The sequence below is a fragment of the Pseudomonas gebzensis genome (assembly GCF_034427815.1).
In the GTDB taxonomy this organism is placed as follows: domain Bacteria; phylum Pseudomonadota; class Gammaproteobacteria; order Pseudomonadales; family Pseudomonadaceae; genus Aquipseudomonas.
In genome coordinates, this window is sequence record NZ_JAXQNS010000009.1 from 187,432 (window position 1) to 212,382 (window position 24,951).

The window sequence follows — 24,951 nt, forward strand, 5'->3', positions numbered from 1 at the left end:
TCAGTGTCCTGTAACGGTCAGGCCAGAAAAGCCGATCAAGCCGAGCAGCTGTGCGGCGATCATTTTCTGGCCCGTGATAGTGAAGTGGATGCCATCGTCGATGCGCACCTTGACGGGGTTGCCGTCAGGGCCCTGCACGGTCGCTGAGAACTGCTCGTCCCGATAGCCCAGAAACGGGTTGGCGGAAACGAAGTGCTGGCCATACAGCGCGGTCTGCTGCTGATACAGACCGCTCAAGTACGCCATGGCCGTGGACAGCCGCGGCGTGCCCATGTTCGGCGGCCCGACCCAGATCACCTGCACATGCCGCGCGCGGGCCTGTTCGAGAATGGCGTCAATACGTTCGCGGTAGATCATTTCCCACTGCGGTGACTTGAAATACACGAACGGCTTGCCCTTGCCCTGCGGCATGTCCCACGGATCGTTGGGGCCGAGGAACACGATCATCAGGCGCACTCGGGGGTTTTGCGCGAGGGTGTCGGTGACCGTCCTGGGCCAGTTGAAGAACCCTGGATAGGCCAGGCCAGTACTCTGCCGGCTGAGGTTGAGGGTGCGGATCTTGTGCCGGCGCAGCAGGCTGTTGGCCAGGTGCGGGGCCACGCCCTGCATCAGTGAGTCGCCCACCAGAAACACCTCATCGCCCTCGGCGAGGGTGGCCAGCGCCTGGGTAGCAGCGGGTGCCGGGGGCGGCGACTGGGGGGTCTGCAAGGCGGCGACTGCGCTAGCTGAAGAGGCAGGGGCCAGTACGGGCGCAGGTGCCGCGGTGGATGGCGCAGCCGCCGGCAGCGGCCCTGATGCAACGGCCGATGACGCAGCGGCCGCCGGCCCTGGCACTGACGCCCCGCTCGGCCATTGGCGGCTCTGCGACGGCTCAGGCGCCGGTCCGGTAATCGGCATGGCAGCACCTGGCAATGGCGCCGACGCCGGCGGCGCACTGACATCCACCGTCACCACCGGCATGGTCGGCGGCAGCTCAACCGGCACCGGGCCCTGCACTCCCTGCTCTCCCTGCACGCGCTGCGCCAAGCTTGCGACGAAATGGTCGCGGCCATCGGCCAGTGCCCCACTGAGGCTGCCCCCGGCGCGCCATAGCGATGATTGTCCGAGCCCCGGCACCTCGCAGCTCTGGTGGTACTTCTGCTGGCAGTACAGGGTGATCGAATCCTGGTTGAGCCAGAACAGCAAGGCACTGACCAGCAGCATGGCGTACAAGGTCCGGACCGCGCCAAACGTGACCGGGCGTTGATCAGAAACTGGCATAGATGAACCCCGGCACACCCGATTGCGAAGCAAAGATCACCAGCGAAATGAACACCCCCAGTGGCACCGGATAGAGCTGCCACGGTAGACGCTGGCTGGCCGCAAAACCCTGGCGCAGCATCGCCAGCCACTGTGGATACGTCGCCACGAACAGGACGAAGGCCAAGAGCAGCGCGCCGGTGCTGGAATCAAGACCGGCCACGCTGAGGTGCGTGAGCCCGGTGAGCATGTCCCAGGCATCTTCCAGCGTGGCGCAACGGAAGAAAATCCACGCCAGGGCCACGTAGTGGAAGGTCAGCAGCCGCGCCAGCACGCCTGCGCCGGGCAGCCTGGAAAAGCCCCAGGCCTGTGGCCGGATCAGCTTGTACAGCACCAACCCCAGCCCATGCAGCCCCCCCCAGACGATGAAGTTGAGGCTCGCGCCGTGCCATAAACCGGACACCAGCATGGCCAGCAACAGGTTCAGATTGCCGCGCCCTGCACCGTGCCGATTGCCACCGAGCGGGATGTACACGTAATCGCGAATGAAGCGCGACAGGCTGATGTGCCACCGCTCCCAGAATTCCTTGAGGTTGTGTGCGGCATAAGGCGCATTGAAGTTGTCGGGCAAGCGATAGCCGAGCAGCAAGGCGATGCCGGTGACCAAGTTGGTGTAGCCGCTGAAGTTGAAATAGATGAGGAAGCTGTAGGCATACACGCTGAGCAGGATCTGCTCGGGGCTGAAGCTGCCGGGTGTGGCAAACACCGGATCGACCCACAGGCTGCCCAGCCAGGCACTGAAAAAGAACAGCTTGGCGATTGCCAGGGCGATCAGCCCCAGCGCCCGCTGCGGTTCGAGCACCTCGCGGCGCTGGGGCGGGCGAATCTGCCCGAGCAGGTGCCTGGCGCGATTGACCGGCCCGGCAATGACGCTGGGAAAGAACGCCAGGTACAAGGCCAGGTCCAGCGGCGCGGCGGGCGTCAGCTCACGGCGATGGATCGACACCAGGTAGCTGACCGAATGAAAGGCATAGAACGACAGCCCGATCGGCACCAACAGTTCCAGCACTGGCAGCGACATCGACAGCCCCAGGTCGGCGAACACGGCCTGCGCGCTTTCGGCGAAGAACGTCTGGTACTTGAACAGGTAGAACGCCCCCAACACCAGGATCAGCAGCAACACGGGGTTGAACCAGCGTCCCGGGTAGCGACCGGCCAGCCGCCCAAGCAGATACACCAGCGCGCTGTAGCCCACCAGGGTGTATAGCGAGGCCAGGCCAAAGCTGGCGACCAAGGCGTAGCTCGTCACCAGCAGCAGCGTATTCTGCAGCCGGGGCCAGCCGCCCAGGGCCCAATAAAGCATGAAGAAGAGGATGAAACAGAGGCCGAATTCGATCGAAAGGAAGCTCACAACGCAGTCCGTTACGTAACATCGAGAAGGGAGGGAACACCGGGCGCTCAGGTGCAGGCCAGAGCGCGCGGGAGTATGGCAGAGGCTATAAACGCTCACAACAAAGCCGAATCTGAAAAATCAATAGGAAAGCAGGCCGTCCAGCGCGCGAAAGTGCGACAAAGTATGACGCCCCGTCATTTGCTAGCCCTGCCGCGCTCTGCTAGTGTCCCGCCGTTATAGACAAAGCCTCGAGAATGTCGCCATGGCCCGTAAGAAAACTTCCATCGATTTCGAACAGTCCCTAGCCGACCTGCAAACGCTGGTCGAGCGCCTGGAGAACGAAGAGCTGTCGCTGGAAGACTCGCTGGCGGCCTTCGAGAAGGGCATCAGCCTGACTCGCGACTGCCAGGACGCCCTGGCCCAGGCCGAACAGAAAGTGCAGATGCTTCTGGAGCGTGATGGCGAGCTGAAAGCGCGCCCGTTCGACCCGGAGCCCGAAGCATGATCGCGGCCTACCAGGCCACCAGCCAGGCGCGCGTCGATGCAGCTCTGGAACCGCTGTTCACTGCCCCTTCGCCCGAACTCCAGCGCCTTTACGCCGCCATGCGCTACAGCGTGATGAACGGGGGCAAGCGGGTGCGCCCGCTGTTGGCCTATGCCGCCTGCGAAGCCCTCGGCGCGCCGGCCGAACTGGCCAATGGCGCAGCGTGCGCGGTTGAACTGATCCATGCGTACTCACTGGTGCACGACGACCTGCCGGCCATGGACGATGACGACCTGCGCCGCGGCCAGCCCACCACGCACAAAGCCTTTGACGAAGCCTGCGCTATCCTGGCCGGCGACGGCTTGCAGAGCCTGGCCTTCGGTGCCCTGCTCGACCCGCGCCTGAGCCCGCAGAGCGAGGCCATTCGCCTGAGCATGGTGCAGACGTTGTCGCATGCCGCCGGCCCGGCCGGCATGGTCGGCGGCCAGGCCATCGACCTGGGTTCGGTCGGGCTCAAGCTCGACGCGCACGCGCTGGCCTTCATGCACCGACACAAGACCGGCGCGCTGATCGAAGCCAGTGTGCGCCTGGGCGCCTTGGCCAGCAGCCAGGCCGCGCCTGAGCAGCTGAGCGCGCTGCAAACCTACGCCCGCGCCGTGGGCCTGGCCTTCCAGGTGCAGGACGACATCCTCGACGTGGAAAGCGATACCGCCACGCTGGGAAAACGCCAGGGCGCTGACATCGCCCGCGACAAACCCACCTACCCTGCTCTGCTCGGCCTCGACGCCGCCAAGGCGTTTGCAATCGAACTGCGCGACCAGGCACTGGTCGCAGTGGAAGGGTTCGGTGAGCGCGGTGAGCCACTGCGTGCGCTGGCCCGCTATATCGTCGAACGGCGTCACTGATCGCTGCCAGGCTGACGATGGTCCGTGCCGGGCTCGGTTCGAATGCCCTGAAACGCAGGGCAGGCGAGGCGAAACAGGCGGATGCCTGGGACTGTGCTTAACGCAGCCTCGGGGCTTTTCACACAGTGTCTGCACCCTGCCGGCGACCAGCTGGCCCGTGAATACCCGCGGCCTGCCTTAGCAATCGAGCGGTGCCCTGTCCATGGGCAGCTTTTCCTCCAATGGGGTAAACTGCCGCGTCTTCAAACCAATAACGACTCGCCTGATGCCCACGACGTTTCAAGAGATCCCCCGCGAACGCCCGGTCACGCCGTTGCTCGACCGCGCTGATACGCCCGCCGGCCTGCGCCGTCTGGCCGAAGCCGACCTAGAGACCCTGGCCGACGAGTTGCGCCAGGAGCTGCTCTACACCGTGGGCCAGACCGGGGGGCACTTCGGCGCCGGCTTGGGCGTCATCGAGCTGACAATCGCCCTGCACTATGTCTTCGACACGCCTGACGACCGCCTGGTGTGGGACGTCGGCCATCAGGCCTATCCGCACAAGATCCTCACCGGCCGTCGCCAGGGCATGCTCAGCCTGCGCCAGAAAGACGGCTTGGCGGCCTTTCCGCGTCGCGCCGAAAGCGCGTACGACACCTTTGGCGTCGGCCATTCCAGTACCTCGATCAGCGCTGCGCTGGGCATGGCCATCGCCGCCCGCCTGCAGAACGAGGCACGCAAGTCGATTGCCGTGATCGGCGACGGCGCCCTCACCGCCGGCATGGCCTTCGAGGCGTTGAACCATGCGCCGGAAGTCGACGCCGACATGCTGGTGATCCTCAACGACAACGATATGTCGATCTCGCGCAATGTTGGCGGCTTGTCCAATTACCTCGCCAAGATTCTCTCCAGCCGCACCTACGCCAGCATGCGCGAGGGCAGCAAGAAAGTGCTGTCACGCCTGCCGGGTGCCTGGGAAATTGCCCGCCGCACCGAGGAATACGCCAAGGGCATGCTGGTGCCGGGCACGCTGTTCGAGGAACTGGGCTGGAACTATATCGGCCCTATCGACGGCCATGACCTGCCCACCCTGATCGCCACCCTGCGCAACATGCGTGACCTCAAGGGTCCGCAGTTCCTGCACGTGGTGACGAAGAAAGGCAAAGGCTTCGCACCGGCGGAGGTGGACCCGATCGTTTACCACGCCATTACCAAGCTTGAGCCGGTCGACCAGCCGGTGGCGCCCAAGGCCGTTACCGGGCCCAAGTATTCCAGCGTGTTCGGCCAGTGGCTGTGCGACATGGCCGAGGCTGATCCGCGCCTGGTCGGCATTACCCCGGCGATGAAGGAAGGCTCGGACCTGGTGGCGTTCAGCGAGCGCTTCCCGGAGCGCTATTTCGATGTGGCGATTGCCGAGCAGCACGCGGTGACCTTCGCCGCCGGCATGGCCTGCGAGGGCAGCAAGCCGGTGGTGGCGATCTACTCCACGTTCCTGCAGCGCGCCTATGACCAACTGATCCACGATGTGGCCGTGCAGAACCTCGATGTGCTGTTCGCCATCGACCGCGCAGGGCTGGTGGGCGAAGACGGCCCGACCCACGCCGGCAGCTTCGACTTGTCGTACCTGCGCTGCATCCCCGGCATGCTGGTGATGACCCCGAGCGATGAAAACGAGCTGCGCGCGATGCTGACCACCGGGCATCTGCACAACGGCCCAGCCGCTGTGCGCTACCCACGTGGCACCGGCCCGAATGCACCGATCAGCCGCGAGTTGCTGCCGCTTGAAATCGGCAAGGGCGTGGTCCGTCGCCAAGGCCGCCAGGTCGCCCTGCTGGTGTTCGGCGTGCAACTGACCGAGGCTTTGCAGGTGGCCGAGGCGCTGGAGGCCACCGTGGTCGACATGCGCTTCGTCAAGCCGCTGGACGAGGCCCTGGTACTGGAACTGGCCGCTAGCCACGACCTGTTCGTCACCCTCGAAGAAAACGCCATCATGGGCGGTGCAGGCTCCGCCGTTGGCGAGCTGCTGGCCCGCGAAGGGGTGCTCAAGTCGCTGCTGCAACTGGGCTTGCCCGACGCCTATGTCGAGCATGCCAAACCGTCGCAGATGCTGGCCGAGTGCGGCCTGGATGCGGCCGGCATCGAAGCGGCCGTACGGGCGCGGATGGGCAAGCTGGGGCTCTAGCGTTTCCCCAGAACGCTTCGGCGGTGTGGCTTCACGTGCCCCGCGCACAGCATCGTCATCGCGCCGACCCGCCCTCTTCCGAGGGCGGTTGACGGTCAACGGCACCGACTGCCCAATGGAACGGATCTCCCATGAAACGCCCCGTCTTCACCACCCTGCTGTGCCTGCCCAGCACCCTGCTGGCCGCCGAACCTGACCGCAACGAAGCGCTGAAACTCGATGAGGTGGTGATCACCGCCAGCCGTGTGGTCGAGTCGCGCAGTGCCAGCAGCGCCGCCAGCAGCGTGTTTACCCGCGCCGACATCGACCGCTTGCAACCTTCGGGGGTCACCGACCTGCTCAGCCGCGCACCCGGCGTACAGGTCGCGCCGACGGGTGGGCGCAGCAGCGTGCCGGGCATCTTCATCCGCGGCACCAAGACCGCGCAGGCGCTGGTGCTGGTCGATGGCGTGCGCATCGCTAACGCCACCTCGGGCGACAGCGGCTTGCAGTTTCTCGATGTCGAGCAGATCGAACGGGTGGAAGTACTGCGCGGGTCGCGCTCGGCGGTGTATGGCAGCGACGCCATTGGCGGGGTGATCCAGATCTTCACCCGGCGCAGCAGCGGCCCTGGCCTGCAACCGCGCCTGCACCTGGCCGCCGGTAGCCAGCAGACCTGGCAGCGCAGCCTGGGGTTGTCAGGGGGTAACGACGCCACCCGCTTCAACCTCGGCGCCAGCCTCGACGAAACCGCTGGCATCGATGCTACCGGCCCCTCGTTTGCCAGCGATGGCGACCACGAGGCCTACCGCAACCGTTCGCTGAACCTGAGCCTCAGCCACACGTTCAACGAACGCTTCGAGGCCGGACTGAACCTGTTGAACAGCCAGGGCCGCAGCGAGTACGACAACCCCTACGGCCGCTTCGACCCGAGCAGCTTGCAGAGCTTTGGCCAGAAGCCCTACACCGATTTCACCGTCAGCAGCCTGGGCAGCTACCTCGACGCGCAACTGAGCGAGCACTGGAACAGCCGCCTGGAACTGAGCCACAGCGAGAACCGCAGCCAGGTCCGCGACACGCTCAGCGCCGAGCGCTCGGCGTTCAATACCTACCGTGACCAACTGACCTGGCAGAACACCCTGAGCCTCGGCGCTCAGCACAGCCTGTTGCTGGGTGCCGATGCCTACCAGGACCGTGTCCACGCCAGCGAAGCGCTGAACGAGGACAGTCGCTGGAACCGCGCCGCCTTCCTTCAGCACCGTTTCAATGGCGAACATTTCTCGACCGAACTCGGCGTGCGCCGCGACCAGAACCAGCAGTACGGCGGCCAGACCAGTTGGAGCGCCAACCTCACGGTGCCGTTGAACGATGTCAACGACGTGTTGCTGTCCTACAGCGAAGGGTTTCGCGCACCGACCTTCAATGACCTCTACTACCCCAACTTCAGCAACCCCGATCTGAAGCCTGAGCGCTCCAAGAGCGTCGAGGTGCAGTGGCGCAGCCAGCTCACCGATAACAGCCGCCTGGAAGCCTCGCTGTACCGCACCGAGCTGCGTGACGCGATCGTCTTTCAAGGTCTGCAACCGCAGAACGTTGCCGCAGCGCGGATCAATGGCGTCGAACTGGGCCTGGATCAGCGCTGGGGCGCCTGGCGCAGCCAAGTCGGCCTGGCGCTGATCGACCCGCGGGATCGCGACAGCGGCCATACGCTGGCACGCCGCGCGCGACGCACGTTGAGTGTCGACCTCGACCGGCAGTTTGATCAGTTCAGCCTGGGTGGCGGTTGGCAGGCCGTCAGCAGCAGCTTCGACCTTGAAGACAACCGTGAGCGGCTCGCTGGCTACGGCTTGCTGGGTCTGCGTGGGCAGTGGACGGTCAGCGATGCGCTCAGCCTGCAGCTCAAGCTCGACAACGTGCTGGACAAGCGCTACAGCCGTGCGCTGTATCAGTACGACGGCGCCAGCTACGGCTACCGCGAGGAGGGCCGCACCTGGCTGCTGAGCGCTACCTGGACGCCGGCCCTGTAGCGGCACCGGTAGCGGCCAGCGCAGCGCACAGGCGCGCAGTGGCTTCGATCATCTGCCCGCTTGGCCGTTCCAGGCCCTTGTCCGGCACCACCAGCACCCGCCCGGCCGCCACAGCGCTGAGCTGCGGCCAGGACTGCCAGGCGCCGAGCTGGCCTGGCTCATTGACCAGAATCACCTGCGGATCGCGTTGCAACACCGCCTCGACACTGACCAGCGGCGCCGGCTGCGGCAGGTCTGCGAAGACATTGCGGGACCCGCACACGCTCAGCGCATCGCTGATGATCTGCCCACCGCCCACGGTGTACAGCGGGGCATCCCAGACTTGATAGAACACCGGCAGCGGCGGAGTGCGACGGTACCGCTCGCGCAGGGCTTGCAAGCGCTGGCGCAGCGCGCCGGCCCGACGCTCACCCACCTCGGCACGCCCCAGCCGCACAGCGAGCGCCTGGGTCTGCTCGATGAGTTGATCAAGGGTATGCGGATCACTGCTGAAGCTGGCAATGCCCAGGTGCTTGAGTTGAGCCCGCTGCGCGCCGGGTACGGCACCAGGCCAGAGCAGCAACAGGTCAGGCTTGAGGCTGAGCAGACGCTCCAGATCGAGTTGGCCATAGCGGCCCACTGAAGGTAGGTCGCGCAACGATGGGGGCCGCTCAGGGCCGTCGAGCACACCGACCAGCAGCTCCTCGGCGTGCAGTTCGAGCATGAGCTCGGTCATCGACGGTGCCAGGCTCACCACCCGCAGGCGCTGTTCGGCCTGCAGGCTCCCTGCGCAGACGATCAACAGCCAGAGCAGGCAACGCACTCAGCAGCCCCCTTCGGCTACCCAGCCCAAGGCTGCACGGCGCGTCTTGAAGCGAAACACGCACCCCGTCGAAGCCAAAGGTTCGCGACTGTGTCCAAGGCCGCAGGGCCGAGCACGCAAGGTGCTGATACGCCCTGATGGAAAGCTCACGCCTGAGGCACTTCGCCCTGGTGCTCGTTGCCCATCATGTGGCCGAGCTTGCCCGCCTTGGTGGCCAGGTAATGCACGTTGTGCGGGTTCTGCCCGGTGTGCAGCGGCACGCGTTCGGCGACGGTGACGTTCATGCCGGTGAGCGCCTTGACCTTGCGCGGGTTGTTGGTCATCAGGCGCAGCGAGGTGACGCCCAGGTGCTCGAGCATCGGCTGGCACATGGCGTAGTCACGCTGGTCGGCGGCAAAACCCAGGCGCTCGTTGGCTTCGACGGTGTCGGCGCCGCCGTCTTGCAATTCGTACGCACGGATCTTGTTCAGCAGGCCGATGCCGCGCCCCTCCTGACGCAGATACAACAGCACACCACGGCCCTCGCGGGCGATCGCCTGCAGCGCGGCGTTCAGTTGCGAGCCACAGTCGCAGCGCTGACTGAACAGCGCGTCGCCTGTCAGGCATTCGGAATGCAGACGCCCCAGTACCGGCTGACCATCGGCAATGTCACCCAGGCTGAGCACGACGTGCTCGCGGCCCGTGGCTTCGTCGAGAAAGCCGTGCAGGGTGAAGGTTGCAAAAGGCGTCGGGAGTTTAGAGGCGGCAACAAAGACGACGGGCACGTTGTGCTCCTGATTGGTAACTTGAGGTTTCACATTGACGCGATTGTATCAGCAGACCCGGCACCTGTGCGCAGGCCGAGACCAGCCGCGCCTACTGCGGCTGGCTGTTGGTGGTAAAGGGATAGGGCTGTTTCCACTGCTCGAAGATCGGCTTCAGTTCGCCGCTGCGCACCAGTTGCGCCATGCGTTGGTCGAACAGATCGCACAGCGCCCGGCCGGTCTCATTGTTGGCGAATGCGACGTACAACGGCAGTTCGGCGATGTGGGTTCGGCGCAAGCGCTGCGGCTGGGGCGATTGGTTGAGCACGAAATCGACCTCGGTGAGCGCGTCGATGTAGAAGTCCACGCGGTCGTGCTCGAGCATGGGCAGAATGCCCTGGCGGCGCTGCACCTCGCGGCCATCGCTCACGTTGGGCAAGTAACGGGCGTAGTCATACCCGCGGACCCAGGCCAGCCGGTAGGTACCGATGCTCTCAAGGGTGGGCACCGGGCTGCTGGCCAGGCCCAAGGCATAGATGTGATCCATGTCGAAGTGCCAGCGCGGATAGCGATTGTCGGGATCTTCCTGCTTGTAGGAGCCCACCCAGGCATCGGCCTCGCCGCGCTTGACCAGGCCTATCGCCCGGCTATAGGGCGCGCTCTGCACCCGCACCTTGACCCCTGCCGGTTCAAATACCTTGCGCAACACATCCCAGGCAAGCCCCGAGCCGTCTGCCTCGGTGTAGGCCTGCCACTGTTCGCTCACCAGCCGCACCTGCGCAGGCGGCGAGGCCGCCGCAAGGCCTGCGCTGAACATCAGCAGCATCGCCAGCCATGCCGTTCTCATCAGCTTCGACTCCGTTCCTGAAGGGGGGCCCATCACCACGCAGCCGGCTGCAGCATAGCCTCGGAATGCGCTTTTACGCAGGTAGCGTCGAGCAGCGTCCCGAGCGTTTACCGCTGTGCTTGCGATGCAGCGTCTCAAGACCGCCGCTACAAGGCCTCGGCAACCATCCCTACCAGCGCCTGCACGCCGAACAGGCAAAGACGCCTGCCAGGATGTCGTCGAGCATGATACCCAGCCCGCCCGGTACGTGCTGTCACGGTGCCTCTGAAAAGTGTTGATAGCCGCGCTGAGTGGGGGTGACGTCGCGGCCTTCGGCGTCGCGCACGGTAACGCCCTGCCCCGCGAGCACACGACCGATGACGTGGCAGGCGGTGCTGCTGCGCTGCAGCGCGGCGAGGTGGGCGGGTGGCAAGGTGAAGGCGAGCACGTAGTCGTCGCCGCCGTTGAGCGCCGTCTGCTGCGCCGCATGCAGCCCCAGCAACGCAACCAACGCCGGCGAAACCGGTACCTGCGCCAGGTCGATCTGCAGCGCCACCGCCGAAGCCTTGGCAATGTGGCCACAGTCAGCGAGCAGGCCGTCGGAAATGTCCAGCGCTGCGCTGGCGCGCCCACGCAATTGCCGGCCCAGACTGAACTGCGGGGTGGGCGACCAGTAGTGCGCCAACAGCGGCTCGGCGATGTCGTCGGCCACCTGGCGGGTGCCCAGCACCAACGGCAACGCACCGGCTGCATTGCCCAGCGCGCCACCGACACACAGCAGGTCGCCCGGCTGGGCGCCACGGCGGCGCAGCGCCTGGCCGGCCGGAACACGGCCCATTACGGTCAAGGTCAGGCTGAGGGGCCCGCGCGTCGTGTCGCCACCCACCAGGCTCAGGCCGCAGTGCCCGGCCATGCGCTGCAGGCCCTGGGCGTAGCCTTCGAGCCAGGCGGCGCCGACATCCGGCAGGGTCAACGCGAGGGTGAATGCCACCGGCTGGGCGCCCATGGCCGCCAGGTCACTGGCCGCCACGGCCAGCGAGCGCTGACCGAGCAGAAAGGGATCGCAGAGCGCCGGGAAATGCACCCCGGCCACCAGCGTATCGGTAGAGACCGCCAGCTGTTCGCCGGGCGGCAGGTCAAGCAGGGCGCAGTCGTCACCGATGCCCAGCACCACACCCTCGCCGCCTTGCGCACAGGGCGCGGCAGCGAAGTAGTGATTGATCAGCTCGAACTCACCCATCACGCGACAGCGCCAGGATCAGCGCTTGTTGGCCTTGACTTCGGCTTCACGCAGGCTCGGCGCCAGCTTGTCGAGCACACCGTTGACGAACTTGTGCCCGTCGGTTGCACCGAACACCTTGGCCAGCTCGACGCCTTCGTTGATCACCACGCGGTACGGCACATCGACGCGCTTGATGAACTCCCAGGTGGACAGCCGCAGCACTGCCAGCTCAACCGGATCGAGCTCTTCGAGGGCCATGTCCATGCACGGCACCAGGGCTTTGTCGATTTCGCCACTGATTGCCGGCACCCCATGCAGGATTTCGCGGAAGTAGGCGCCATCGACATCGGCGAAATCGTTGTCGACCCGGAACTGCGCTTCGATTTCGTTCAGCGAGTGCTTGGCCATGTGCCACTGGTACAGCGCCTGGGTCGCAAGCTTGCGGGCTTCACGGCGCTTGACGCTTTTCGAGGGCTTGCCGGCGTCTGCAGGTTGCGGATCGCGCGGGTTGAAACGATCGCTTTCGTCGCTGATCACTTGGCCTCCAGCTGCGACAGCAGGCTCACCATTTCCAGGGCCGACAGTGCAGCCTCGGCGCCTTTATTGCCGGCCTTGGTGCCGGAACGCTCGATGGCCTGCTCGATGGAATCGACGGTCAGCACGCCGAACGCCACCGGTACGCCGAACTCCATCGACACTTGAGCCAGGCCCTTGGTGCATTCACCGGCCACGTACTCGAAGTGTGGGGTGCCACCACGGATCACGGCGCCCAGGGCGATGATCGCGTCGTACTCACCTTGCTGGGCGACCTTCTGCGCCACCAGCGGGATCTCGAACGCGCCCGGAGCACGGATGATGGTGATGTCGCTGTCGCTCACGCCGTGACGGACCAGGGCATCAACAGCGCCGCTGACCAGGCTTTCGACGACGAAGCTGTTGAAACGGCCAACCACCAAGGCATAGCGACCTTTGGGGGCGATGAAGGTACCTTCGATGGTCTTCAGGTTCATTCGGGGAATCTCATATTCAGTAACAAGGCCGCCCATAGGCGGCCTCGACAGGGTTCGGACTCGAGTTTCAGGGCGTTGCCGGCACCTGGTGTTACTCGGAGGGCACGTATTCTACAACTTCCAGATCGAATCCGGATATCGCATTGAACTTCATCGGCGAACTCATCAGGCGCATCTTGCGCACGCCCAGGTCACGCAGGATCTGCGAACCCGCGCCAACGGTGCTGTAGGTGGTCGGCACCTTGGTCGGCAGCTCGCCGGCGCTTTCGCGGATGTGCGAGAGCAGCACGTCGCCATCCAGCGGATGGCCCAGCAGCAGCACCACGCCGCTGCCGGCGTCTGCCACGGCGCTCATGGCCGCGCGCAGGCTCCAGCGGTGCGGTTGCTTGACCAGCAGCAGGTCGCGCAAGGGGTCCATGTTGTGCACACGCACCAGGGTCGGCTCGTCGCCGCTGATGGTGCCCAGGGTCAGGGCCATGTGCACGTCGCCTTCCACGGCGTCGCGGTAGGTGACCAGCTCGAACGGGCCGAGCTCGGTATCGAGTGGCTGCTCGGCGACCCGCTGAACGGTGCGCTCGTGGATCATGCGGTAGTGGATCAGGTCGGCGATGGTGCCGATCTTGATGCCGTGCTGGGCGGCGAACAGCTCCAGCTCGGTGCGGCGCGACATGGTGCCGTCGTCGTTCATCACTTCGCAGATCACGCCGCTGGGCTCGAACCCGGCCATGCGTGCCAGGTCGCAGGCAGCTTCGGTGTGCCCAGCGCGAGCCAGGGTGCCGCCCGGTTGGGCCATCAGCGGGAAGATGTGCCCAGGGCTGACGATGTCGTCGGCCTTGGCGTCGCGGGCGGCGGCAGCCTGCACCGTGCGCGCGCGGTCGGCGGCGGAGATACCGGTGGTCACACCCTCGGCGGCTTCGATCGACACGGTGAACTTGGTGCCGAAGCCCGAACCGTTGCGCGGAGCCATCAGCGGCAGCTTGAGGGTCTCGCAGCGCTCGCGGGTCATCGGCATGCAGATCAGGCCACGGGCGTGCTTGGCCATGAAGTTGATGTGCTCGGCCTGGCAGCACTCGGCGGCCATGATGATGTCGCCTTCGTTCTCGCGGTCTTCGTCATCCATGAGGATGACCATTTTGCCCTGGCGGATGTCTTCGACCAGTTCTTCGATGCTGTTGAGCGCCACGCGGCACCCCCTTCTCAATTCATTCAGGATTTCAAGAAGCCATTGGCGGCCAGGAAGCTTTCGGTGATGCCACTGCCCTTGCTCGGTTCGGCGGCCTTGTCGCCCAGCAGCAGACGCTCCAGGTAACGGGCCAGCAGGTCGACCTCAAGGTTGACCCGACGCCCGGGGCGGTAGTCGGCCATGATGGTTTCGGACAGGGTGTGCGGGACGATGGTCAGCTCGAACTCAGCGCCGTCGACCTCATTGACCGTCAGGCTGGTGCCATCGACGGTGATCGAGCCCTTGTGGGCGATGTACTTGGCCAGGTCCTTGGGCGCTCGCACGCGGAACTGGATGGCACGGGCGTTATCGCTGCGCGAGATGATTTCACCGACGCCATCGATATGGCCGCTGACCAGGTGGCCGCCCAGGCGGGTGGTCGGGGTCAGGGCTTTTTCCAGGTTGACCGGGCTACCGGCCTTGAGGTCGACGAAGGCGGTGCAGGCGAGGGTTTCGCGGCTGACGTCAGCCCAGAAGCCGTCGCCCGGCAGTTCCACGGCGGTCAGGCACACGCCGTTGACCGCGATGCTGTCGCCCAGCTTGACGTCGCCCAGGTCGAGCTTGCCAGTCTGCACATAAACCCGCACGTCACCGCCTTTGGGGGTCAGGCTGCGGATGGAGCCAATCGATTCGATGATGCCGGTGAACATGGTGTCCTCCTCGGGAACAGGGCTGCGCAGGGCAAGCCGAGCATTATACGTCGCTGGCCGGTTGCGGTACGGCGATGATGCGCCAGTCGTCGCCGACTGCGCGCATGCCGGTGATCTTCAGTCGCGGCGCCTGGCTCATCCGGCTCAGCGGCCAGTCGAGCAAAGGCCGGGCGCTCGAGCCCAGGAAGGTGCCAGCGACGAACAGTTGGTATTCATCGATCAGGCCTTGCTGGGCAAAGGCACCGACCAGTGTCGGGCCGGCCTCCAGCAGAATCTCGTTGACGCCTTGCGCGGCCAGCTCGGTGAGCAACGCGCGCAGGTCAACCTGGCCCGCCTCGCCCGGCACCCGCAGCAGGCGGTGACCGGCCTCGGCATAGCGCGGATCGTCTTCAGCGGCAGTGACCACCAGCGCAGACCCGGCCTGGAAGAACGGCGCGCTCAGCGGCAGGCGCAAACGCCCGTCGATCAATACCCGCAGCGGCGGCCGCGACAGGGCCAACGCGGTGAGTTCGTCGTCCAGACCCAGTTCGGCGCCGCGCACGGTCATGCGGGCCTCATCGGCCAACACGCTCTGTGCGCTGGTCAGCACCACGCTGGCGGCCGCGCGCAGACGCTGCACCGCGGCGCGGGCGGCGGGCCCGGTGATCCACTGGCTCTCGCCGCTGGCCATGGCGGTGCGGCCATCCAGGCTCATGGCCAGCTTGGCGCGCACGTAAGGCAGCCCCTGTTCCATGCGCTTGAGAAAACCGAGGTTCAGCGCACGCGCTTCGCTTTCCAGCACACCGCTGGCGACCTCGATGCCGACCGCCGCCAAGCGCGCCAGGCCTTGGCCTGCCACTTGCGGGTTAGGGTCCTGCATGCCCGCCACCACACGTGCCACACCGGCGTTGACCAACGCCTCGGCGCACGGCGGGGTACGTCCATGGTGGCTGCACGGCTCAAGCGTTACGTAGGCACAGGCGCCACGCGCGCGCGCGCCGGCCTGGCGCAGCGCATGCACTTCGGCATGTGGCTCGCCGGCGCGTACATGCCAGCCCTCACCGACCACCTCGCCGTCACGCACGATCACGCAGCCCACACGGGGATTGGGATGGGTGCTGTACAGACCCTTGCGGGCGAGTTCGACGGCCCGCGCCATGTAGTACGCGTCGAGGGCTGGATTCTGGCTGGGCATGCTTACTCTTTGGCTGGCTCACGGGCCAGGCGGTCGATTTCCACGCGGAATTCGTCCAGGTCCTGGAAGCGGCGGTAAACGGAGGCGAAGCGGATATAGGCCACCTCATCGAGCTTGCGCAGCTCGGCCATCACCAGCTCACCCACCACCAGCGACTTGACCTCGCGCTCGCCCGTGGCGCGCAGCTGGTGCTTGATATGGGCCAGGGCCGCTTCCAGCCGCTCGATGCTCACCGGGCGCTTTTCCAGGGCCCGTTGCACGCCTGCGCGCAGCTTGTCTTCATCGAAGGGTTGGCGGGTGCCGTCTTGTTTGATCAGCCTGGGCAGCACAAGCTCGGCGGTCTCGAAGGTGGTGAAGCGCTCGCCACACGCGAGGCACTCACGCCGACGCCGCACTTGCTCGCCTTCGGCGACCAGACGCGAATCGATGACCTTGGTGTCGTTGGCACCGCAAAAGGGACAGTGCATGGTGGCAGGCAACAGAAAAAAGGGGGCCTCATGGTAGCGCATCCCACTGGCAAGACAAGCCAAAGGGTTTACCATCACTGAAATCTGCCCGTGAAGGATTACCCCATGCACCCCAGAGCACTCCTTGTGCTGTGTTGCGCCGCCTTGCTCGCCGCCTGCGGCAGCGACAAGCCCAAGCCTGAACACCCCCCCGCCGCGCCACCGGCGAAGGTCAGCCAGAAACTGCCCGACGACCCCGGTCCGCTGCCCGCCTTCCAGCGCCAGCTCAGTGGCTCATTGATGGACATCCCACCCGGAGCTCAGGTCGAGCTGGCGCTGTTGGTCATCGACGACAAGGGCCGCCCGCAACGCCTGCTCGCCAGCAGCAACCTGACCGGCACCGGCCAGCCGCTGCCTTATCAGTTGCGCTTCAACCCCGAGGCCTTCCCGGCCAACGCGCGGGTCGAGCTGCGCGGTCGCGCCAGCCAGTCGGGGCAGTTGATCCTGCACATGGACTCACTGCGCATCACCCAGGCGCAAACCCAGATCACCGGGCCGCTGCAATTCGAGAAGGCGCCTTGATGTGCCCGTGCAACACCTGCAAGCAGCCCTGAGCGCGCTGATCGGCCAAGCGCGTCTGTGCGTCAGCCCCCTGCCCGGCACCGATCTGCGCCTGTGGCTGCTCGATGAGCAGAACATGGACCGCGCATTCAGCCAGGACGAAACCCGGCGCATCCTCGACGAGCCACCTTATTGGAGCTTCTGCTGGGCCAGCGGCCTGGCACTGGCGCGCCACCTGGCAGCCCGGCCCGACTGGGTGCGCGGCAAGCGCGTGCTGGATTTTGGCGCAGGTTCAGGCGTTGCCGGCATCGCCGCTGCCCATGCCGGCGCCCTTGAAGTGGTGGCCTGTGACCTTGACCCTCTGGCGCTCGATGCCTGCCGCGCCAACGCCCGGCTCAACGATGTGACCCTGGGCTATAGCAGCGATTTCTTCGCCCAAGCCGACCGCTTCGACCTGATTCTGGTGGCCGACGTATTGTACGACCGCGCCAACCTGCCGCTGCTCGACCAGTTCCTCAGCCGAGGCCGCCAGGCGCTGGTCGCCGACTCCAGGGTGCGTGACTTCACCCACCCGCTGTACCGCCCGCTGGGCGTACTCGAAGCGTTGACGCTGCCTGACCTGGCCGAGCCGCACGAATTCCGCCGGGTCAGCCTGTACCACGCGACGCGCGAGCCTTTATAGTGAAACGATTCCAGGGTAGTGAGAACCACCATGAGCCAAGCGCTTGATACAGACCTGCCATACATCTTCGATGCCACCGATGCCGATTTTCAGCAGTCGGTCATCGAGAACTCGTTCCACAAGCCGGTGCTGGTGGACTTCTGGGCCGAGTGGTGTGCGCCGTGCAAGGCGCTGATGCCGCTGCTGGCGAAAATCGCCGAGGAGTATCAGGGCGAACTGCTGCTGGCCAAGGTCAACTGCGATGTCGAGCAGCAGATCGTTGGCCAGTTCGGCATCCGCAGCCTGCCCACCGTGGTGCTGTTCAAGGATGGCCAGCCAGTCGACGGCTTTGCCGGTGCACAGCCCGAGTCCGGCATCCGCGCGCTGCTCGAACCCCACGTGCAAATGCCGCCGCCACCCACGGCATCGCCACTTGAGCACGCCCATGGCTTGTTTGCCGAAAGCCGATTCAGCGAGGCCGAGGCCACCCTCAAGCAACTGCTGTCCGAAGACAACAGCAATGCCCAGGGCCTGATTCTCTATGCGCGCTGCCTGGCAGAACGCGGTGAGCTGGATGAGGCCGGGACGGTCCTCGAGGCGGTCAAGACCGATGAGCACAAGGCCGCCCTGGCCGGTGCCAAGGCGCAACTGACATTCCTGCGTCAGGCCGCCAGCCTGCCGGAAGCTGCCGACCTCAAAGCCCGCCTTGCACAGAACCCGGCCGATGACGAAGCCGCCTACCAGCTGTGCATCCAGCAGTTGGCGCGCCAGCAGTACGAGGCGGCCCTCGACGGCCTGTTGAAGCTGTTCCAGCGCAACCGCAGCTACGAAGAAGGCCTGCCGCACAAGGCGTTGCTGCAGGTCTTCGAACTCCTGGGCAACGATCACCCCTTGGTGACCGTCTACCGCCGCAAGCTGTTTGCCCTGCTCTACTGAGTCACAGCGCCCCCTCTGGCCCAACCCAACGGTACAGAGGGGCATCGGCGACACTGTCCACCTTCACCCCTGCTGCATGACGCAGCCTGAACAACAGGCGCTTGCCCCCGGCCGTGCTGCCGCCCAAGGTCTCCAGACGCTCCAGCAGTTGCGGACCGTTGAGCGGGCCTTCTGCCTGCAGCAGCCGCTTGGCCGCGGCCAAGGCGTCGTCGCTTTGCACAACGGGCGCCGACCGCGTCGCTTGCGTGGGTGCGCTCGCTGCACCCTCCGGCATGTGCACCACCCCCGCCAGCTGCGCCCACTCGGCAGCCTCCAGCTCGATGCTGAGGTCCACTGGCCATGGGCCGATCTGTCCGCGAATTCTCACAAGCTCGGTCTCTCTCAAGGGAACAATGCCCCCATGCTCCCACGACATGAAATGTGCGCCAAGCAGGCTTTCGCTCACGATAAAACCTGTTATAACATTGCGAAACACATTGCCATCTTCGTTGGAGTCGCCCATGCGTCGTCTGCTGCTCGCCCTGCCTTTTGCCTTGCTGCCCCTTGCCGTAGCTCACGCCCACGACGAGCACGACCATGCCCATGGCACTCTGGCCGCCCATGAGCATGGCGTTGCCAACCTCAACGCGGTGGTCGACGGCAATACTCTGGAACTGCAGCTGACCAGCCCGGCCATGAACCTGGTGGGCTTCGAGCATGCCGCCAGCAGCGATGCCGACAAAGCCAAGGTCGCCGCTGCCCGGAAAACCCTTGAACAACCGCTGACGTTGTTCGGTCTGGCCAAGGCTGCCGGGTGCAAGGAAGAGTCGCAGGAACTGCAAAGCCCGCTGTTCGGCGATGCCCCCCATGCCGATGACGACGCCGACCATGATCACGACCACGACCACCAACACGCCGATGTGCATGCGCACTACCAGCTGACCTGCGCCACCCCCGAGAAGCTCGCCCAGATCGACCTGGCGCCGCTGTACAAGGCCTTCCCCGCCACCCAGAAGATCAACGTGCAACTGATCGGCGCCAATGGCCAGAAAGGTGTGGAAAGCACGCCGGCCAAGGCCGTGGTCGCCTTCTGAATGAGCGCGCCGCTGATCGACCTGCACGACCTGCGCTTCGCCTGGCCCGGCCAACCGGCGCTGCTGGACATCCCGCGCTTTCAGTTGCAGCCCGGTGAAACGCTGTTCCTCAAAGGCCCCAGCGGCAGCGGCAAGACAACCCTGCTAGGTTTGCTGGGCGGCGTCAGCCGGCCGCAGCAGGGCAGCGTGCAGTTGCTCGGCCAGGACCTGGCCGCACTGAGCCAAGGCGCGCGGGACCGCTTTCGGGTCGATCACACCGGCTACATCTTCCAGCAGTTCAACCTGCTGCCGTTTCTCTCGGTACGGGAAAACGTCGAGCTGCCGTGCCGCTTTTCCCGCAGCCGTGCGCAACGGGCCAGCGAACGGCACGGCAGCATCGCCCAAGCCGCTGCCGCCTTGCTTCAGCACCTGGGGCTGGCGGACCCTGCGCTGCAGGCGCGCCGCGCCGACACGCTGTCGATCGGCCAGCAACAGCGCGTGGCCGCTGCCCGCGCGCTGATCGGCCAGCCAGAACTGGTGATCGCTGACGAACCGACCTCGGCGCTGGACGCCGACACGCGCGAGACCTTCATCCGCTTGCTGTTCGAGGAATGCCGCGCAGCCGGCGCCAGCCTGCTGTTCGTCAGCCATGACCAGAGCCTGGCGCCGCTGTTCGACCGCAGCCTGTCCCTGGCCGAACTCAACCGCGCCAGCACGCCTCAGGAGGCTTGATGTACCTGCTCCGCCTAGCCCTGGCCAGCCTGGCCAATCGGCGCTTCACGGCCCTGCTCACCGCCTTTGCCATCGCCTTGTCGGTGTGCCTGCTGCTGGCGGTGGAGCGGGTGCGCACCGAAGCACGCGCCAGTTTCGCCAGCACCATCAGCGGCACCGACCTGATCGTCGGCGCCCGCTCCGGGTCGGTGAATCTGCTCTTGTACTCGGTGTTTCGCATCGGCAACGCCACCAACAACATCCGTTGGGACAGCTTCCAGCACTACGCCAACGACCCGCGCGTGAAGTGGGCGATCCCGATTTCCCTGGGTGACTCGCACCGCGGCTACCGTGTGCTGGGCACCAGCGAGGCGTACTTCGAGCACTATCAATACGGCCACCGGCAGAACCTCGCCCTGGCCCAGGGCCGCGCCTTCGCCAGCGATCCGTTCGAGGTCGTGCTCGGCGCCGAAGTGGCCGACGCCCTGCATTACACGCTTGGTGACAGTCTGGTGCTGGCCCATGGTGTGGCCGCCATCAGCCTGGTCAAGCATGAAGACAAACCGTTCACCGTGGTGGGCGTCCTCAAGCGCACCGGCACCCCGGTCGACCGCACGCTGCACATCAGCCTGGCCGGCATGGAGGCCATCCACGTCGACTGGCACAACGGCGTACCGGCCCGTGGTGCCGGCCGCATCAGCGCCGACCAGGCGCGGGCGATGGACCTGCAGCCTGCGGCCATCACCGCCTTCATGCTGGGCCTGAACAACAAGATCGCCACCTTCACGCTGCAGCGGGAAATCAATGAGTTCCGTAGCGAGCCACTGCTGGCCATTCTGCCCGGGGTGGCGTTGCAAGAGCTGTGGAGCCTGATGGGCACCGCCGAGCAGGCGCTGTTCGTGGTCTCGCTGTTCGTGGTGCTGACCGGGTTGATCGGCATGCTCACTGCGATCCTCACCAGCCTCAACGAACGCCGCCGGGAGATGGCCATTCTGCGCTCGGTTGGGGCACGTCCCTGGCACATCGCCGGGTTGCTGGTGCTCGAAGCGCTGGCGCTGGCGGTCGCCGGCATCGTCGCCGGGCTGGGGTTGCTGTATGCGGGCATCGCCCTGGCCCAAGGCTATGTGCAGGCCAACTACGGCCTGTACCTGCCCCTGGCATGGCCCAGCACACACGAGTGGACGCTGCTGGCGATCATCCTTGGCGCAGCATTGCTGATGGGTAGCGTGCCGGCCTGGCGCGCCTACCGGCAGTCGCTGGCCGACGGCTTGTCGATTCACTTATGAGGGCGCTTGAGCCAAGCCGTGCCTGGGCCAGCGGCCGCCTGCGCCTGTCGGCCTGCCGCGTCTGCCTGCTGATGCTGGTCCTGCTGGCGAGCATGGCCTGGGCGAGCGACCCACGCGAGCTGGACTGGCCGGCGCTGATCCCCGAAGGCGCGCCGATCATCGAACCGCAACTGGCGCCGCTGCACGACCTGTCGCAACTGAGCGATGCGTTGTCTGCCGAGTCGGCGCCTGCGGCCCAACAGCCAGCGCCCGATGCACCGGTGGTCAAGGCGCTCGATGGGCAACTGATCAAGCTGCCGGGCTACATCGTGCCGCTGGAGGTCAGCGAGGAAGGCCGCACCACCGAGTTCCTGCTGGTGCCCTATTACGGCGCCTGCATCCACGTGCCACCGCCGCCATCGAACCAGATCGTGCACATTTTCAGCGAAATGGGGGTGCGCATCGAAGACCTCTACCAGCCTTACTGGATCGAGGGCACGCTCAAGGTGGCCGCCATCAGCAGCGAGCTGGCGGCGTCCGGGTATCAGATGGAGGCCGAAAAGATCTACGCGTATGAATTGAAGTAGGCCCATTGCCATCCGTTCAGAAAGCTTTGTTGAGCTGCGTCAACCTTTCTCTGCGGGCTGCTCCGTACCATGGCGCCATTCACTTCATCACGTCCTTTCGGAGCACCCATGAACAAGACCTTGCTCGGCGCCTCGCTCGTTGCCCTGGCGCTGGCAGCGCCTGTTGCCAACGCACACCAGGCTGGCGATTTCATCCTGCGGTCCGGCGCCATCACCACGGCGCCCAACGAAGACAGCGGCGAGCTCAAGCTCGATGGCGCCAAGGTCTCCGGCACCAAAGCCACGCTGAACAGCGACACCCAGCTGGGCCTGGCATTCGCCTACATGCTCACCGAGCATGTCGGTATCGAGCTGCTGGCAGCCACTCCGTTCAAGCACACCGTGGGCGTGAAGGGCCTGGGCGGCGGCCTCGACGGCAAGCTGGCCGACATCAAGCAGCTGCCACCGACCTTGTCGCTGCAGTACTACCCAATGGAGTCCTCGTCCAAGTTCCAGCCCTACGCGGGCATCGGCGTGAACTACACGCTGTTCTTCGATGAGGAGCTGAGCAGCTCGCGCAAGCAGCAGGGCTTCAGCAACATGAAGCTGCAAAACTCGGTCGGCCTCGCCGGCCAGCTGGGCATGGACTACATGATCACCGACAAGCTGCTGTTCAACGCCGCCGTCTGGTACGTCGACATCAACACCAAGGCCACCATCGATGGCCCAAGCGCGCTGGGCGTGGGCAAGACCAAGGTCAACCTGGAAGTCGACCCGTGGGTCTACATGGTCGGTCTGGGCTACAAGTTCTGATCTAGCCGCTCAAGACAACGCCCCACCCTGGCCTGCGCCAGGTGTGGGGCGTTGTCGTTTCTGCGTGTGGCCGAACCCGCCTTTGCCAGACGCGCGCTGCACACGCTCGAGAGGGCGCGCTGCACAGCCAGCACGGCCCAGGCGCGGTACGCGCGCCCGTGTTCAACGCTGTCTCACCGCGGGTTCCTGCAGCGCCTGGCTTCAGGCGCTGCCCAACAGGTGGCGCAGACCCTCGACCAGCGGCGTCGGCTGGTCAAGCTTGAAGCGCTGCAACAGGCGACTGTTGTCGGCACGCGAATGGCGAATGTCACCTGAGCGCGCTGCCTGATGAGTGATGGCAGGCAGGCTGCCGACCACCTCTTTGAGCGCCGCCAGCATCTGGTTCAGCGAGGTGGCCTGGTTCAGGCCGATGTTCACTGCGCCGTCTTCCACCTCGACGTTGTCGAGTGCCTGCAGCATCACGTGCACCAGATCCCCCACGTAAAGGAAGTCGCGGGTCTGCTCGCCATCACCGAACAACGTGATGGGCAGCTGCTTGACTGCCCGCTCGCTGAAAATGCTGATGACCCCGGAATACGGCGAGGACGGATCCTGGCGCGGGCCGAAGATATTGAAAAAACGCAGCACCACTGGCTGCAGGCCATGTTGGCGACGGTAGAAGTCCAGGTAGTGCTCACTGGCCAGCTTGTCGACGGCATAGGGCGTCAGCGGCGCCTTGGGGGTGTCTTCGGCAATGGCCTGGCCTTCGCCATTATTGCCGTACACCGCCGCGCTGGAGGCAAACACCACGCGTCGGATCCGGTGCACGCGCATGGCTTCGCACACGTTCAGGGTGCCGATGAAGTTGCTCTGGTGGGTCTTCACCGGGTCCTCGACCGAGGCCTGGACCGACGCGACGGCCGCCAGGTGCACCACTGCGCGACATCCCTCGGCCGCCTGGCGCACCAGGTTCGCATCCGCCACATCGCCCTCGATCAGCTCGAGCCGGGGATGGTGCATTTGCAGGTTGCAGCGCTTGCCGGTAGACAAGTCATCGAGCACACGCACGCGGTAGCCGCTGCCGAGCAAGGCATCGCACAGGTGCGAGCCGATGAACCCGGCCCCGCCGGTGATCAGAATGGGCGCGTCAGACATTTCGGTAGAATCGCTCGAGTAGAGGCGGCAACCCCGCACGCCAGGCGCGCGGCTTGATGCCGAAGGTGTGCAGGATCTTCTTGCAGGCAAGCACCGCATTCTGCGGCTCTTCACTGGCGTCGTGACTGGCGGCATGAGCCACCGCGGTCGGCGCCTGAATGGCCAACGGATGACGCAGCGCCGCTTCCGCGAGAATGGCCTGGCCGAGCACCAGCGGCGTGGTGGCCTCGTTGCCGGCGTAGTGGTAGGTGCCCCACAGTGGCGAGGCGCAGTCGAGCTGCTTTAGCACCGAAAGGATCACCCGCGCGGCGTCGTCCACGGGCGTCGGGTTGCCTCGGCGATCATCAGGCAGGAGCAGTTCATGTGGCTGATCGGCACGGGTGAGGAAACGCCCCAGCAACCCATCGATGCTTTCATCCAGCACCCAGCCCAGGCGCAGCAGCACGTGCTGCGGACACGTCGCGCGCACGCTCTGCTCAATACGCCACAGCGCCTGGCCACGTTGGCCGAGCGGGACCGGGTCGTCCTTTTCGCTGTAAGCCGTGGCCCGGGAGCCATCGAACACGCGGTAGCTCGAAGGCTGCACCAGGGTGATCTGGTGGTGCTGGCACAACTCCGCCAGCCGTTCCACGCCCCGCTCCTGCTGCGCCAGGCGCTGATCGCTGACCACGCCGGCCTGGAACCAGTCGAAGTAGTACGCCAGGTTGACCAGCGCGTCAGGGCGGTGGTCGTCGAGCAATTGCGTGAGGCTGGCCGCATCCCAGCCACCTTCGGGGGGACGCGGCGCCAGGAAACCGATGTTTTCCTCGGCCCCCAGGCGAATCAACGCTTGCCCAAGGGCATTGCCACCACCCAACAGCATCAAGCGCATTCGCATAGAGTCAGCAGATCCGGAGAGTTGATAGAGGAAGACGAACATTCTGCGGGTTCCCTTCAGGGAAGTGCAACCCTGGGGGGCCTGAGGCCATC

Annotated in this window: 27 protein-coding genes and 1 pseudogene; 12 read left to right on the top strand and 16 right to left on the bottom strand. The window is 65.5% G+C overall.

Annotation, left to right across the window (positions count from 1 at the left end):
* Together SJI00_RS17580 and SJI00_RS17585 are read right to left on the bottom strand one after the other, a co-directional pair.
* A complete protein-coding gene (locus SJI00_RS17580) occupies positions 1-1,260 on the bottom strand; it encodes an SGNH/GDSL hydrolase family protein (protein ID WP_322462973.1) in 1,260 nt (419 codons plus the stop codon).
* Positions 1,247-2,650: an MBOAT family O-acyltransferase gene (locus SJI00_RS17585; protein ID WP_322462974.1), complete on the bottom strand. Its 1,404-nt coding sequence runs from the start codon at positions 2,648-2,650 to the stop codon at positions 1,247-1,249. Before SJI00_RS17585 ends, SJI00_RS17580 begins: the two co-directional genes overlap by 14 nt.
* Before the next feature lie 244 nt (positions 2,651-2,894).
* On the opposite strand from SJI00_RS17585, the gene SJI00_RS17590 reads away from it, so the two are divergent.
* From SJI00_RS17590 to SJI00_RS17605, 4 genes are all read left to right on the top strand, one after another.
* Positions 2,895-3,137 carry an exodeoxyribonuclease VII small subunit gene (locus tag SJI00_RS17590; RefSeq protein WP_322462975.1) on the top strand — a complete coding sequence of 81 codons (243 nt, stop codon included), beginning with the start codon at positions 2,895-2,897 and terminating at the stop codon, positions 3,135-3,137.
* Positions 3,134-4,021: a polyprenyl synthetase family protein gene (locus SJI00_RS17595; protein WP_322462976.1), complete on the top strand. Its 888-nt coding sequence runs from the start codon at positions 3,134-3,136 to the stop codon at positions 4,019-4,021. The genes SJI00_RS17590 and SJI00_RS17595 overlap by 4 nt, the downstream gene beginning before the upstream one ends.
* A 265-nt stretch (positions 4,022-4,286) precedes the next feature.
* Positions 4,287-6,182 (top strand): 1-deoxy-D-xylulose-5-phosphate synthase, encoded by a 1,896-nt coding sequence (dxs, locus tag SJI00_RS17600; RefSeq protein WP_322462977.1) that lies wholly within the window; start codon positions 4,287-4,289, stop codon positions 6,180-6,182.
* Positions 6,183-6,313: 131 nt separating this feature from the next.
* Positions 6,314-8,188: a TonB-dependent receptor plug domain-containing protein gene (locus SJI00_RS17605; protein WP_322462978.1), complete on the top strand. Its 1,875-nt coding sequence runs from the start codon at positions 6,314-6,316 to the stop codon at positions 8,186-8,188.
* Here the strand turns inward: SJI00_RS17605 and SJI00_RS17610 are convergent.
* The 11 genes and pseudogenes from SJI00_RS17610 to nrdR all read right to left on the bottom strand — a co-directional run bounded on the left by SJI00_RS17610 (position 8,166) and on the right by nrdR (position 16,304).
* Positions 8,166-8,990, bottom strand: coding sequence for a cobalamin-binding protein (locus tag SJI00_RS17610; RefSeq protein WP_322462979.1), 825 nt, complete (start codon positions 8,988-8,990; stop codon positions 8,166-8,168). The genes SJI00_RS17605 and SJI00_RS17610 overlap by 23 nt on opposite strands.
* Positions 8,991-9,136: 146 nt before the next feature.
* Complete coding sequence (ribA, locus tag SJI00_RS17615; protein WP_322462980.1) at positions 9,137-9,754, bottom strand: GTP cyclohydrolase II; 618 nt, start codon at positions 9,752-9,754, stop codon at positions 9,137-9,139.
* A 91-nt stretch (positions 9,755-9,845) separates the two neighbouring features.
* Positions 9,846-10,580, bottom strand: a complete 735-nt coding sequence (locus SJI00_RS17620; RefSeq protein ID WP_322462981.1) for a substrate-binding periplasmic protein — start codon at positions 10,578-10,580, stop codon at positions 9,846-9,848.
* Positions 10,581-10,726: 146 nt separating this feature from the next.
* Positions 10,727-10,833 (bottom strand): annotated as a pseudogene (locus SJI00_RS22675) (phosphatidylglycerophosphatase A); the annotation flags it as partial.
* On the bottom strand, positions 10,834-11,799 hold the full coding sequence (gene thiL, locus SJI00_RS17625; RefSeq protein WP_322462982.1) for a thiamine-phosphate kinase: 966 nt from the start codon (positions 11,797-11,799) through the stop codon (positions 10,834-10,836). It lies immediately after the preceding pseudogene.
* Between the two features lie 18 nt (positions 11,800-11,817).
* Positions 11,818-12,318, bottom strand: coding sequence for a transcription antitermination factor NusB (nusB, locus tag SJI00_RS17630; RefSeq protein ID WP_322462983.1), 501 nt, complete (start codon positions 12,316-12,318; stop codon positions 11,818-11,820).
* Entirely contained in the window at positions 12,315-12,791 is a 477-nt protein-coding gene (ribH, locus tag SJI00_RS17635; protein ID WP_322462984.1) for a 6,7-dimethyl-8-ribityllumazine synthase, read from the bottom strand. The genes nusB and ribH overlap by 4 nt, the downstream gene beginning before the upstream one ends.
* Before the next feature lie 91 nt (positions 12,792-12,882).
* On the bottom strand, positions 12,883-13,974 hold the full coding sequence (ribBA, locus tag SJI00_RS17640; protein WP_322462985.1) for a bifunctional 3,4-dihydroxy-2-butanone-4-phosphate synthase/GTP cyclohydrolase II: 1,092 nt from the start codon (positions 13,972-13,974) through the stop codon (positions 12,883-12,885).
* Between the two features lie 23 nt (positions 13,975-13,997).
* On the bottom strand, positions 13,998-14,663 hold the full coding sequence (locus tag SJI00_RS17645) for a riboflavin synthase (RefSeq protein WP_312937222.1): 666 nt from the start codon (positions 14,661-14,663) through the stop codon (positions 13,998-14,000).
* Positions 14,664-14,706: 43 nt separating this feature from the next.
* Complete coding sequence (gene ribD, locus SJI00_RS17650) at positions 14,707-15,837, bottom strand: bifunctional diaminohydroxyphosphoribosylaminopyrimidine deaminase/5-amino-6-(5-phosphoribosylamino)uracil reductase RibD (protein WP_322462986.1); 1,131 nt, start codon at positions 15,835-15,837, stop codon at positions 14,707-14,709.
* 2 nt (positions 15,838-15,839) lie between these two features.
* Positions 15,840-16,304, bottom strand: coding sequence for a transcriptional regulator NrdR (nrdR, locus tag SJI00_RS17655; RefSeq protein ID WP_322462987.1), 465 nt, complete (start codon positions 16,302-16,304; stop codon positions 15,840-15,842).
* Between the two features lie 105 nt (positions 16,305-16,409).
* Here nrdR and SJI00_RS17660 point away from each other — a divergent pair, with 105 nt between their 5' ends.
* From SJI00_RS17660 to trxA, 3 genes are read left to right on the top strand one after another with little or no spacing between them, the layout of a single operon-like run.
* Positions 16,410-16,865: a YbaY family lipoprotein gene (locus SJI00_RS17660; protein WP_322462988.1), complete on the top strand. Its 456-nt coding sequence runs from the start codon at positions 16,410-16,412 to the stop codon at positions 16,863-16,865.
* A gap of 1 nt (position 16,866) precedes the next feature.
* Complete coding sequence (locus tag SJI00_RS17665; RefSeq protein WP_322462989.1) at positions 16,867-17,526, top strand: class I SAM-dependent methyltransferase; 660 nt, start codon at positions 16,867-16,869, stop codon at positions 17,524-17,526.
* A gap of 30 nt (positions 17,527-17,556) precedes the next feature.
* Complete coding sequence (trxA, locus tag SJI00_RS17670; protein ID WP_322462990.1) at positions 17,557-18,441, top strand: thioredoxin; 885 nt, start codon at positions 17,557-17,559, stop codon at positions 18,439-18,441.
* 1 nt (position 18,442) lies between these two features.
* Here the strand turns inward: trxA and SJI00_RS17675 are convergent, their stop codons facing one another.
* Positions 18,443-18,808: a hypothetical protein gene (locus SJI00_RS17675; RefSeq protein ID WP_322463029.1), complete on the bottom strand. Its 366-nt coding sequence runs from the start codon at positions 18,806-18,808 to the stop codon at positions 18,443-18,445.
* 133 nt (positions 18,809-18,941) lie between these two features.
* On the opposite strand from SJI00_RS17675, the gene SJI00_RS17680 reads away from it, so the two are divergent.
* The 5 genes from SJI00_RS17680 (at position 18,942) to SJI00_RS17700 (ending at position 22,848) form a co-directional block, all read left to right on the top strand.
* Positions 18,942-19,514, top strand: coding sequence for a DUF2796 domain-containing protein (locus SJI00_RS17680; protein WP_322462991.1), 573 nt, complete (start codon positions 18,942-18,944; stop codon positions 19,512-19,514).
* A complete protein-coding gene (locus SJI00_RS17685) occupies positions 19,515-20,225 on the top strand; it encodes an ABC transporter ATP-binding protein (protein ID WP_322462992.1) in 711 nt (236 codons plus the stop codon). It begins immediately after the preceding gene.
* Positions 20,225-21,490 (top strand): ABC transporter permease, encoded by a 1,266-nt coding sequence (locus SJI00_RS17690; RefSeq protein ID WP_322462993.1) that lies wholly within the window; start codon positions 20,225-20,227, stop codon positions 21,488-21,490. The genes SJI00_RS17685 and SJI00_RS17690 overlap by 1 nt, the downstream gene beginning before the upstream one ends.
* A 71-nt stretch (positions 21,491-21,561) precedes the next feature.
* Entirely contained in the window at positions 21,562-22,056 is a 495-nt protein-coding gene (locus SJI00_RS17695) for a DUF3299 domain-containing protein (protein WP_322463030.1), read from the top strand.
* Between the two features lie 108 nt (positions 22,057-22,164).
* Positions 22,165-22,848 carry an OmpW/AlkL family protein gene (locus SJI00_RS17700; protein WP_322462994.1) on the top strand — a complete coding sequence of 228 codons (684 nt, stop codon included), beginning with the start codon at positions 22,165-22,167 and terminating at the stop codon, positions 22,846-22,848.
* A 201-nt stretch (positions 22,849-23,049) separates the two neighbouring features.
* On the opposite strand, the gene SJI00_RS17705 is transcribed toward SJI00_RS17700, so the two are convergent.
* Both SJI00_RS17705 and SJI00_RS17710 read right to left on the bottom strand, forming a co-directional pair.
* Positions 23,050-23,982, bottom strand: a complete 933-nt coding sequence (locus SJI00_RS17705) for an NAD-dependent epimerase/dehydratase family protein (RefSeq protein ID WP_322462995.1) — start codon at positions 23,980-23,982, stop codon at positions 23,050-23,052.
* The gene (locus SJI00_RS17710; protein ID WP_322462996.1) at positions 23,975-24,859 is read right to left on the bottom strand and encodes a sugar nucleotide-binding protein; all 885 of its coding nucleotides are present in this window, start codon (positions 24,857-24,859) and stop codon (positions 23,975-23,977) included. Before SJI00_RS17710 ends, SJI00_RS17705 begins: the two co-directional genes overlap by 8 nt.
* Between the last annotated feature and the right edge of the window lie 92 nt (positions 24,860-24,951).